Genomic DNA, 11,717 nt, shown 5'->3' with positions numbered 1-11,717 from the left:
GAAGTTGACCGCGCGTTCCGCCCGTTTTCTCCCCGTCAACTTCATGATCGACGCTGCCGAGAGCCCGCCTCCGGCCAGGCACCACCCCGCCCTCACGGCGGTGATCAAGGAGTTTGAGGGCTGGGGAGGGCCGGAACGTGACCCGAAGTCCTTGGTCAACGGGGACGGGAGGAGAGGGCGGCGGTCAGGGCAGGAGGTGGCCGGCTTGGCGGCGTACCTGGTGGCTGCCGGGTAGGTGCACCGGGCCCTGTCCGTGCCAGCCTGTGACCAGGGCGTCCAGTGCCGCCACGTGACTGTGGGACAGCGCGCCCGGCGTCGCGCCCAGCTCGCGGGCCCAGGTGTGCAGCACCCGGGTACGGACGGCGGCCGGCAACTCGGCGAGCCCGGCGACACAGAGCCCGCCGTCAGCGGTGCGGACGTCGGCGAGCGCGGCGTCGGCGAGCGCGTCAAGCGCGGCGTTGTCGGCGGCGAGCAGCCCGGCGGTACGGGCGAGGTTCGCCACCACCCTCGGCCCGAGCGCCTCGACGAGTGCGGGCAGCGCGTCGGCCCGGACCCGCGCCCGGGCGTACGCGGGGTCGGCGTTGTGCGGGTCCGCCCACGGATCGAGTCCGAGCGCGGCGCAGGCGGCCCGGGTGTCGGCGCGCGGAATGTCGAGCAGCGGCCGTAACAGGGGCACCCCGTCGACGTCGCGCCGCCCCGGCATCCCGGACAGCCCGCGCGGTCCGGCGCCCCGGGCCAGCGCCAGCAGGACGGTCTCGGCCTGGTCGTCGCGCGTGTGCCCGAGCAGCACCCCGGATGCGTCGTACCGGTGGGCGGCGGCGATCAGCGCCTCGTACCGGGCCTCGCGGGCAGCCGCCTCCGGGCCGCCGGGCCGGCCGTCCACGCGTACCGGAAGCACCTCGACCGGGTCGAGCCCTTCGGCGCGGGCCCAGCCGGCGACCGCCTCGGCCCGTTCGGCGGATCCGGCCTGCAGGCCGTGGTCGACCGTCACCAGCCCGGCCGGGCGCCCGAGCCGGGGGGCCACGAACGCGGTGGCGGCGGCGAGCGCGAGCGAGTCGGCCCCACCGGAGCAGGCCACCAGCACCGGGCCGCCGCCGGGCAGGCCGGTCAGCATCCGGCGGACGGCGAGCCGCACGGCGGCGACGGCGGGAGCGGGCGACGGCGGGCGACGCGACCGAGCGCCCGAATCAGCCGAGCCGCCGGAACCCGCCGGGCCGGGCGGATCAGCCGACGGGCGGGGTGGCACCGGCGGGCCCGTGCACGCGGGACACCCAGGCGTCCGGGTCGCCCAGCTCGTCCAGGCGGGGCAGCGTCAGCGGGGACGAGAAGATCTTGTTGAAGCCCTGCATCCCCACCCGGTCGACCACGCCGTGCACGAACTTGCGGCCCTCGGCGTACTGGCGCATCTTGACCTCGATGCCGAGCAGCCGCCGGATCGCCTTCTCCAGCGGGTTGCCGGACTCGCGGCGCCGGTTGAACGCCGCCCGGATCGACTCGACGCTGGGGATGACCTGCGGACCCACGCCGTCCATCACGAACTCGGCGTGGCCCTCCAGCAGCGTCATCAGCGCGGTCAGCCGGTCCAGCACGGCGCGCTGGGCCGGGGTCTGCACGATGTCCAGCACGCTGGCCCGGCTCTCCGGGTCCTTCACCGCGTCGGAGAGCGTGGCGACGCCGCGGCGCAGCCGCTCGAGCAGGTGCTCGCCGCCCTGGGAGGCGTCCACGAACGCCTGCACCTCGCCGAGGAAGTACGCGCGCATCCACGGCACGGCGGTGAACTGGGTGCGGTGGGTGACCTCGTGCAGGCACACCCAGAGCCGGAAGTCGCGCGAGTCGGCGCCGAGCTTCCGTTCGACCTCGAGGATGTTCGGCGCCACCAGCAGCAGCTGGCCGGGGTCGCCGGCGAAGACCTCGTACTGGCCGAGCACGCGGCCGGAGAGGTACGCCAGCACGGTGCCGGCCTGCACACCTGTGACCCGGGAGCCGATCGCCTCGGTGAGCGCGCCGGGCCGCTTGTCGCCGGAGAGGCGTTCGACCAGCGGGGAGACCACCTCACGCAGCCCGGCGATGTTGGCAGCCGCCCAGTCCCGGCGGTCGACCACGCGTACCGGCGGGTGGGCGACCTGCGCCCGCAGGCCGGTGTAGTCGGCGACGTGACCGGCCGCCTCGTCGGTCAGCCGGCGCAGGTCGCCGACCACGTCGGTGGCCTCGGCGTACGACACCCGAGGGCCCGACTTGCTCAGCGCCCCCGCGGTAGCGGCGGCCAGATCCCAGTCCACGAACTGCGCCATGAACCCACCGTACCCGCGCCGGAACACCCCCACCCGGGCTCGCGCCGGCCGATCGACGCCCGTCGGTCAGCGGCAGCCGCACCCGGCCAGCGCGGAGCTGATCCGGTCCAGCGCCGCCCGGGTTTCGTCCAGCGAGCCCTGTGTGCGGTCGGTGAGCACGGCGAACGTGAGCAGCCGGCCGTCGGCTGTGGTCACCGTGCCGGCGATCGCGTTGACGCCGCTCAGCGTGCCGGTCTTGGCCCGGACGACGCCCGCTCCGGCGCGGGTCGCCGCCGCCCGGTAGCGCTCGTCGAGCGTGCCGGACCAGCCGCCGACGGGCAGGCCGCCGAAGATCGCCGCCAGTTCGGGGTGACTGCCGTTGCCGGCGAGCGTGATCAGGTCGGTGAGCAGCGAGGGGCTGATCCGGTTGGTGCGGGACAGCCCGCTGCCGTCGGCCAGGCTGATCTCGCCGGCGGGCAGGCCCAGCTCACCGAGCACCTGGTCGGTGGCGGCCGCGCCGCCGACGAACGAGCCGGGCTTGCCCTTGGCGAGCGCCACCTGGCGGGCCATCGCCTCGGCGATCACGTTGTCGCTGTCGCTGATCATGATGTCGACCAGCCGGATCATCGGCAGGGACTCGACAGTGCCGAGTTCGGCGCCGGCGGCGGTGCCCGTGGCGCCGGACGCGGCCGGCGCGGTGCCCCGGGCGACCTGGGCGGCGCCGCCGGTCAGGCCGAGCAGCTTGGCGAACTGCCGGCCGGCGGTCAGGTCGGGCTGCGGCACCCGCTCGGCGGCGTGGTTGGTCTGCTCGGCGGTGCGCCGCGCCTCCGCCGGGTTCTTCCGCGCGCCGTCGGTCATCAACGCGGTGATCGCCGCGCCGAAGCCGCCGGTGGGGATGTCGGCGTCCCAGCCGGGCTCGAAGACCGGGCCGCTGAACAGCGACGAGTCGACGATCACCTTGGTCGGGGCGGTGCCGCCGAGCGCGTCGCGCACCTGGGCGGCGAGGTCGTCCAGCCGGGCCGCGCCCGGGTAGAAGCCGTTCTTGTCCACGGCGAGCGTGGGGTCACCGCCGCCGACCAGGACCACCTCGCCCGGGTTGGCCCCGGCCACCGCGCGGGTCGGGATCCGGTAGGCCGGGCCACGCGCGGCGAGCACCGCCACGCCGGTCGCCAGCTTGGTCACCGAGGCGGGCACGGTGGGCGTGTCCTGGCCGCTGCCGTAGAGCGTCTGGCCGGTGCTCACGTCGGCCACCGACACGTGCACCCGGTCACCGAGCGCGGCGGCGCGGACCAGCGGGTCCAGCGCGGACCGGATACCGGCCTCGGTGGGCAGCGGGGCGTTGCCGTCCGGCCCGGCCAGCACGACCTGCGGGGAGGGCTCGGGCGGCGCGGCGACCGCCGTACCCGTGCTGTCGTCGTCGCCCAGCCACCCGGCGACCGGGCCGGGGCGCAGCACGGCGAGCCCGGCCACCGCCAGGGCCAGCACGAGCACGCAGGCGAGCGCCGCGACGAGCCGCAGGCGGCGTCGCGGTCGAGCCGGGGGCGGCCCGGAGGGTACGGGCGGCGCGGCGCCGACCGGCGGAACCGGCGGGCTGACCGGGATCGGTGCCGGCGCGCCGGGCCAGTTCAGCGGCGCCGCCGGGTCGTGCGGCGGCCCGACGCGGGCCGAGCCGCTCGCCGGGCCGGAACCGTGGTGCGGCACACCGGAACCGGGGTGCGGCGGGCCGACGCGGGCGGACCCGGTGGCCGGAGAGGGACGATGAGGGACGTTCGCCCCCGGGACGGACACCCGTCCGGTGGCCCCGCCGGAACCGGAACCGGCGGACCCGCGCCCGTCAACCCTCTCGGGGCGGTAGTGTGAATCTTCCCTCCCCACGGCCCCCTCCTCCCCGCTCGAAATCGCCTTGGGCGACACTACTTCGGTCCGAACACTATGCGGCGGCCGGAGCCGACGGGGGGCGTTCACCCCGCGCCGGGGGTGAGCCGCTGGTTTCCGTTAGCCAGCGTGGGCAAACGAGGGAGCGTGGAAGATGGATTTCGACGTCACGGTTGAGATCCCCAAGGGTCACCGCAACAAGTACGAGGTAGACCACGCGACCGGCCGCATCCGGCTGGACCGCACCCTCTTCACCTCCACGCAGTACCCGGCCGACTACGGGTTCATCGAGGGCACCCTGGGCGAGGACGGCGACCCGCTGGACGCGCTGGTGCTGGTGCCCGAGCCCACGTTCCCGGGCTGCCTGATCCGCTGCCGCACCATCGGCATGTTCCGGATGACGGACGAGAAGGGCGGCGACGACAAGGTTCTCTGCGTGCCCTACGAGGACCCGCGTCAGGAGCACCTGCGCGACATCCACCACCTGGGCGAGTTCGACCGGCTGGAGATCCAGCACTTCTTCGAGGTCTACAAGGACCTGGAGCCGGGCAAGTCGGTCGAGGGCGCGACCTGGGTGGGCCGGGTCGAGGCCGAGGCGGAGATCGCCGCCTCGTACCGGCGCGCCAAGGAGGCCGAGGAGCGCGGCGAGACGCTGCACTGACGATCACGCCTGCCGGGGGCCCGGGTCGCGCTTCGCGACCCGGGCCTCCGCGTGTTCAGGCGAGCAGGTCGCGGGCCCGGTCGTAGAGGCCGAGCACCGCACAGGCCACCGGCACGACAGCGACCACGAGCGCGGTGTCGGTCAGGTCGGCCAGCCGGCCGAGGTACGGGGAGACCGGGCGCCGGGCGTACGTGGCCCCGGCGGTGACCGCCGTCAGGGCCAGGGCCAGCCCGCCCACAGTCAGCGCGAGCCGGCCACCCGGACCGGCCCGGTCGGCCAGCACCACGCCGAGCAGGGCGAACCCGGCCAGCCCGGCGACGATCGCGGGCACCCGGTGCCGGACCGCCACGAACAGGCGGGAGCGCAGCAGCAGCACCCCGCAGGCGACGGCGGCGAGCAGCAGCCCGGCGGTCCGGCCGACGGAGACGAGCACCGCGAGCGCGCCGACGGCCAGCACCGCATGGCCGAGCAGCATCCCGGTGAGCACCTCCTCGGCGCGGGCCACCGCCGCGTGCACCCGGCCCCGGTCCGGCAGGTCGCGGGTGCCGGCCGGGCTGGGCAGGGTGAGCGGCGGCAGCGGCAGCTTGCCGACCCGGATGGCCAGCAGCGGCAGCCCGCCGAGCGCGAACACCAGCACGGCGAGCAGGACCGCGGCGGTGCCGTCCGGGTCGAGCAGCAGCCCGCCGAGCGCTGCCGCCACGCCGGCCACGCCGACAGTCACCCCGGCCACGAAGACGCGGGACCGGCTGGCCACGCCGAGCAGGCCGAGCACCGCCACCAGCAGCAGCGCCACCGAGCCCACCAGCAGTTCGGGGGCGCCCACCCAGCGCAGGCCGGGGATCGGGCCGACCGGGTCGCCCGAGGCGACGGCCAGCGCTCCGGCCACCGCGGCCCAGGGCAGCGCGTACCCGCCGAGCGTGGCGCCGACCGGGCCGTCCCCGTACGCCCGGGACGCGGCGGTGGCGGTGAGCACCAGGATCAGGGCGACCGCCGCGGCGACCGGCCAGCCGCGCGCGCCCGGACCGGCGGCGACCACGGCGACCAGCCCGACCGCGAGGGGTACGGCGGCACCGGCGAGCGCGGCGGCCCGGGTGGCCCGGCCCGACCAGGCGGCGCCCCGGCGCCGGGCGCCGTCCACGATCGCCTCGACCACGTCGTCGTACTCCAGCTCGGGCCACTGGGCGCGGGCCGGCACCAGGTGCAGCACCTCACCGTCGCGGACGCCCTGCGGCAGCAGCGCCTGGGCGGTTGCCAGCACCGCGCCGTCGGTGCGGCGCAGCACCCATCCGCCGTGCCGTTCCCCGTCGTCGGCCAGTCCCTCACCGGCGTGCCGGAGCACCTCGGGCAGCAGCTCGGCCAGGGGCACCTGCTCCGGTAGGGCCACGTCGACCCGCCGCCTGGGCGCGCTGATCGTGACCCGGGCGAGCCCGCTTGTCATCGAGGCATCTCCATATCGAGCGGAGGGAGTGGGCTGACGGACGAGAGGACTTTACCTACGATGAGCCAGGCTCGGGTTACCCAGAGCCACTTTCGGGGAGGGTGAGTGTCCACTGTCGTCATCAAGCGGCCACCACGCCGCCCGGCCCCGGAGATCCCGGTCGGTGAGCTGCCCGTCGAGGCCCCGCCGGAGATCCCCGCCGCTGCGGGCGGGCGCTGGCAGCAGGCGCTGATGGTGCTGCCGATGCTCGGCGGGACGGTGGCCATGGCGATGATGTTCGGCCGCGGCGGCGGGGCCTACTCGTACGTGGTGGGCGGCATGTTCGGCCTCTCCTCGCTGGCGATGCTGGTGACCACCTGGGGCAGCGCCGGGCCGAAGAAGTCCGAGCTGATGGCCGCCCGCCGGGAGTACCTGCGCCACCTGGCCACGCTCCGGCGCCGGGTGCGGGAGACCGCCGGGGCCCAGCGGGCCGGGCTGTCCTACCGCCATCCCGAGCCGGGGCGGCTCTGGTCGACTGTCGACAGTCACCGGGTCTGGGAACGCCGTCCGGGCGACCCGGACTTCGCCGTGGTCCGGGTCGGTGTCGGGCCGCAGACGCTGGCCACCCCGCTGGTCCCGCCGGTCACCCGCCCGCTGGAGGAGCTGGAACCGATGACGGCCGGGGCGCTGCGGCGCTTCCTGGACGCGTACTCGGTGGTGCCGGACCTGCCGGTGGCGCTGTCGCTGCGCAGCTTCGCCCGGGTCTTCGTACGCGGGCCGGCCGGCCCGGTACGCGGCGCCGGATCGCCCGCCGCGCAGGCGCTGGCCCGGGCGGTGCTCACCCAGCTCGCCGTCTTCCACGCGCCGGACGAGCTGCTGATCGCGGTCTGCGCCGGGCCGGAGCGCCGGGCCGCATGGGAGTGGGTGAAGTGGCTGCCGCACGCCCACCATCCGGGGCGTACCGACGCGCTGGGCCCGGTGCGGCTGGTCACCAGCTCCGCCGCCGACCTGGAGCGGCTGCTCGACGACGTGCTCGGCGCCCGGTCCCGGTTCAGCCCGCACGGCACCGCGACCGACGGGCCGCACGTCGTGGTGGTGCTCGACGGCGGCGACCTGACCGGCGCGACCGATCTGGCCGGTGACGGCGGGATCGACGCGGTCACCGTGCTCGACCTGGACACCCCGGCGCCCCGGCTGCTCGACCGGTACGCGCTCCTGCTCGACCTGGTCGACGGCCGGCTGCACTCGCACTCCGCGGAGGGGCACGCCGAGGTGGGCGCCGCCGACGCGCTGGCGCCCGCCGACGCCGAGGCGGTGGCCCGGCGGCTCGCGCCGCTGCGGCTGGCCGGCACGGTACGCGGACCGGACGCACCGCCCGGCGCCGAGCTGGGCCTGCCCGAGCTGCTCGGTCTCGGCGACCCGGAGGGCTTCACCGCCGAGCAGGGCTGGGCGCCCCGGGCCGCGCGGGACCGGCTGCGGGTGCCGATCGGGGTGGGCGCCGACGGCGGGGCGATCGACCTCGACCTGAAGGAGTCGGCGCAGGACGGCATGGGCCCGCACGGCCTGCTGATCGGCGCGACCGGCTCGGGCAAGTCGGAGCTGCTGCGCACGCTGGTGCTCGGGCTGGCCGCCACGCACAGCTCGGAGCAGCTCAACTTCGTGCTCGTCGACTTCAAGGGCGGCGCCACGTTCGCGCCGTTCGAGCGGCTGCCGCACACCGCCGCCGTGATCACCAACCTGGCCGACGCGCTGCCGCTGGTGGACCGGATGGTGGACGCGATAAACGGTGAGCTGATGCGCCGGCAGGAACTGCTGCGCCGGGCCGGCAACTTCGCGAGCGTGCGCGACTACGAGCGGGCCCGGGCGGCCGGCTCGCCGCTGGCCCCGCTGCCGTCGCTGCTGCTGATCTGCGACGAGTTCTCCGAGCTGCTGTCGGCCAAGCCCGACTTCATCGACCTGTTCGTGCAGATCGGGCGGCTGGGCCGGTCGCTCGGGGTGCACCTGCTGCTGGCGAGCCAGCGGCTGGAGGAGGGGCGGCTGCGCGGGCTGGACACGCACCTGTCGTACCGGATCGGGTTGCGCACGTTCTCGGCGCTGGAGTCCCGGACGGTGCTGGGCGTGCCGGACGCGCACGAGCTGCCGCGCAGCCCGGGGCACGGTTACCTGCGCTCGGGCACCGACCCGCTGGTCCGGTTCCGGGCCGCGTACGTCTCCGGCGCGGTCCGCCGCCGCGGCGGTGCGGCGGGCGCGTCCGACACCGGTGAGGCGCGGGTGCTCGCGTTCTCCACCCACCTGGTCCCGGTGCCCGAGCCGCCCGCGCCCGTCGCCCTGCCCGCCGAGGACGACGGCGGCGAGACGCTCCTCGACCTGCTCGTGGACCGGCTGGCCGGGCAGGGCCCGCCGGCGCACCAGGTGTGGCTGCCGCCGCTGGACGCCTCGCCCGCGCTGGACGAGCTGCTCGGCCCGGTCGGCGCCGACCCGGCACGCGGGCTCACAGTGGCGAATCCGGAGCTGCACGGGTCGCTGCAGGTGCCGGTGGCGGTGGTGGACAAACCGTTCGAGCAGCGGCGTGACCTGCTCTGGCTGGCGCTGGACGGCGCGGCCGGGCACGTCGCGGTGGTCGGCACCACCCGCAGCGGCCGGTCCGGCCTGCTGCGCACGCTGGTCTGCGCGCTCGCGCTCACCCACACCCCGGCCGAGGTGCAGGTCTACTGCCTCGACTTCGGCAGCGGGACGCTCGGCACGCTGCGCGACCTGCCCCATGTGGGCGGCGTCAGCGGGCGGACCGACGGCACCGCCGTGCGCCGTACCGTGGGCGAGGTCGCCGGCCTGCTGGCCGAGCGGGAACGGCGTTTCGCCGAGGCCGACGTGGAGTCGATGGCCGCGTGGCGACGGCGGCGGGCGGCGGGCGCGCCGGACCCGTTCGGGGACGTGTTCCTGGTGGTGGACGGCTGGAACACGTTGCGCGGCGAGTACGAGGACCTGGAACCGCTGGTCACCGAACTCGCCACGCGGGGCCTGGCGTACGGGGTGCACGTGGTGGCGACCGCCCTGCGCTGGTCGGACTTCCGCCCGGCGATCCGCGACCTGTTCGGCTCCCGGCTGGAGTTGCGGCTCGGCGACCCGGCCGACTCGGTGGTGGTCAAGCGGGCGCTGGCGGCCACCGTGCCGGAGGAGCGTCCGGGTCGCGGCATCACGGCGGGCGGGCTGCACTTCCTCACCGCCGAGCCCCGTGTCGAGGCGCTCGGCGCGGAGACCGCCGACCTGGTCAAGGCGGTGGCCGGCGCGTGGACCGGTCCGTCCGCGCCCCGGGTGCGGTTGCTTCCACCGGTGCTGCCGTACGCCGAGCTGGACCAGAGCGCGACGAGCGGGCTGGCGTTCCCGATCGGCGTGGCCGAGGCGGACCTGTCCCAGGTGGTGCTGGACTTCGCCACCGAGCCGAACTTCGTGGTCTTCGGCGACGCCGAGTGCGGCAAGTCGTCGTTCCTGCGCGCGCTCGCCACCTCGATCGTCAACCGGTTCACCCCGGAGCAGGCCCGGGTGATGCTTGTGGACTACCGGCGCAGCCTGATGGGCGTGATCGAGACCCCGCACCTGATCGGGTACGGCACTGCCGCGCCGCACACCGCCGAGCTGATCGAGTCGGCCGCCGGCTATCTCCAGGGGCGGCAGCCGGGGCCGGAGGTGACCCCGGCGCAGCTGCGCAGCCGGTCGTGGTGGAAGGGGCCGGAGCTGTTCGTGCTCGTGGACGACTACGACCTGGTGGCCGGCGGGCCGACGAACCCGCTGCGGGCGCTGGAGGACCACCTGCCGCACGCCCGGGACGTCGGGCTGCACCTGGTGCTGGCGCGGCGTACCGGCGGTGCCGGGCGGACCGCGTACGAGCCGATCGTGCAGCGGCTGCGCGAGCTGTCCACGGCCGGGCTGGTGATGTCGGGCGGCCCGGAGGAGGGTGCGCTCGTCGGTCAGGTGAAGGCCGGGCCGCTGCCCCCGGGCCGGGCGCGTCTGGTCACCCGCCGGGAAGGGGTGCGCCTGGTGCAGCTGGCGCATCTCCCGCCCGGGTGATCGGGCTGGCCGAGTTGCCCCGTGACGGTCGGGACAACCGGTAATCTCCGTGCAGCATGTGTCTGAGGCGACCGAACGGCTGGGGAATGTGACAGGGGATCGGCAGGGACCGCCCGGTGGGCTGCCCCGGCGTCGCGCCGGACGCGCGCTGCTCGCCGCCGTGTCGGCGCTGGTCACCGTGGCCGGTCCGCTGGCGCCGCCGGCCCATGCCGCACCCGCCGCCCCGGCCACTGTGGTGCGCCCCTGGGTGAGCCCCGACCTCCTGCTGCGCACCGACCAGGTACGCGACGAGCAGTGGCAGCTGGAGGAGTTGCGGGCGAAGACCGCGTGGCGCACCTCGACCGGGCGCGGCGTGGTGGTCGCGGTGATCGACTCCGGTGTGGACGGCACCCATCCCGACCTGGCCGGTCAGGTGCTGCCCGGCCTGGACCTGGTGACGCCGGACGGCTCGGACGGCCCGGACCCGGTGGGGCACGGCACCACTGTCGCCGGGCTGATCGCCGGGCGGGCCGACGACGACCGGGGCGTGCTGGGGCTGGCGCCGGACGCCAAGATCCTTCCGGTCCGGGTCCTCGACGCCGAGAACCGCTACGACGACGCGCTGATCATCGCCAAGGCGGTGCGCTGGGCGGTCGACAACGGCGCCCAGGTGGTCAACCTGTCGCTCGGCGGCAGCAGCGACAACCCGGCCCTGGCCGCGGCGCTCGACTACGCGTTCGCCCGGAACGTGGTGGTGGTCGCCTGCACCGGCAACCTGGCCACCTCGACGACCACCGAGGTCTGGTACCCGGCCCGGGAGCCGGGTGTGCTCGCGGTCGCCGGGCTGGAGCGGACCAGCGAGAACCTCTGGTCCGGCTCGATCACTGGTCACGAGACGGTGCTCAGTGCCCCGGCCACCGGGCTCTACGGCGCCCGGCCGGAGGGCTACTGGCGGGTGCAGGGGACGAGCTTCGCCGCGCCGCTCGTCGCCGCGACGGCTGCCCTGGTCCGCGCACGCTATCCGAAGATGTCGGCCGGGGACGTGGTCAACCGGCTGATCGCCACCGCCCGGGATCTCGGTCCGACCGGCCGGGACGACCGGTTCGGCTACGGCCTGGTCGACCCGGTGGCCGCGCTCACCGCCGACGTGCCGCCGGTGGGTCACAACCCGCTCGACGACAACGACTCCCCCGGCGTGGTGGGCTTCGGGCCGGCGCCCGGCGACGAGCGGGACACCCGGGCCGCCGCGGCGGGCCGGCGCGGCGACCCGCTCGGGCGTACGGCGGAGAGCTGGAACGCGCGGCCGGCGGGCCAGACGGACGTCTCCGCGCCGGAGCGGCTCTGGACCGGCCTGGCCCTGTTCGTCGCGCTCGTCACCGGCACCGCGTTGATGGTTCGCCGGTTCCGGCAGACCCGTCGCTGAACCGGTCTGATCCCGTCCCCGGGTGGG

The 11,717-nt window shown here is 75.8% G+C and carries 7 protein-coding genes; 3 read left to right on the top strand and 4 right to left on the bottom strand.

The window, feature by feature from the left end:
- Positions 1–184: 184 nt before the first annotated feature.
- The 3 genes from tilS to dacB form a co-directional block, all read right to left on the bottom strand.
- Positions 185–1,114, bottom strand: a complete 930-nt coding sequence (tilS, locus tag EAD96_RS18070; RefSeq protein ID WP_199733217.1) for a tRNA lysidine(34) synthetase TilS — start codon at positions 1,112–1,114, stop codon at positions 185–187.
- Positions 1,115–1,223: 109 nt separating this feature from the next.
- The gene (locus EAD96_RS18065; RefSeq protein ID WP_120574100.1) at positions 1,224–2,291 is read right to left on the bottom strand and encodes a zinc-dependent metalloprotease; all 1,068 of its coding nucleotides are present in this window, start codon (positions 2,289–2,291) and stop codon (positions 1,224–1,226) included.
- Between the two features lie 66 nt (positions 2,292–2,357).
- Positions 2,358–3,788: a D-alanyl-D-alanine carboxypeptidase/D-alanyl-D-alanine-endopeptidase gene (gene dacB / locus EAD96_RS18060; RefSeq protein WP_199733213.1), complete on the bottom strand. Its 1,431-nt coding sequence runs from the start codon at positions 3,786–3,788 to the stop codon at positions 2,358–2,360.
- Positions 3,789–4,299: 511 nt separating this feature from the next.
- Between dacB and EAD96_RS18055 the strand changes: the two genes are divergently transcribed.
- Entirely contained in the window at positions 4,300–4,806 is a 507-nt protein-coding gene (locus tag EAD96_RS18055; protein ID WP_013288994.1) for an inorganic diphosphatase, read from the top strand.
- Positions 4,807–4,861: 55 nt separating this feature from the next.
- Here EAD96_RS18055 and eccD read toward each other — a convergent pair whose 3' ends face one another.
- Positions 4,862–6,244, bottom strand: coding sequence for a type VII secretion integral membrane protein EccD (gene eccD, locus EAD96_RS18050; RefSeq protein WP_120572780.1), 1,383 nt, complete (start codon positions 6,242–6,244; stop codon positions 4,862–4,864).
- Positions 6,245–6,349: 105 nt separating this feature from the next.
- On the opposite strand from eccD, the gene eccCa reads away from it, so the two are divergent.
- Both eccCa and mycP read left to right on the top strand, forming a co-directional pair.
- The gene (gene eccCa, locus EAD96_RS18045; protein WP_121685133.1) at positions 6,350–10,288 is read left to right on the top strand and encodes a type VII secretion protein EccCa; all 3,939 of its coding nucleotides are present in this window, start codon (positions 6,350–6,352) and stop codon (positions 10,286–10,288) included.
- A gap of 121 nt (positions 10,289–10,409) precedes the next feature.
- Positions 10,410–11,690, top strand: a complete 1,281-nt coding sequence (gene mycP, locus EAD96_RS18040; protein ID WP_199733212.1) for a type VII secretion-associated serine protease mycosin — start codon at positions 10,410–10,412, stop codon at positions 11,688–11,690.
- The last annotated feature ends 27 nt before the right edge of the window (positions 11,691–11,717 follow it).

Origin of the sequence: Micromonospora sp. BL1 (assembly GCF_003667485.1) — a bacterium.
In the GTDB taxonomy this organism is placed as follows: domain Bacteria; phylum Actinomycetota; class Actinomycetes; order Mycobacteriales; family Micromonosporaceae; genus Micromonospora; species Micromonospora tulbaghiae.
Note: the sequence above shows the minus strand (reverse complement) of the source record. Positions and strands in the feature narration are given on the sequence as shown.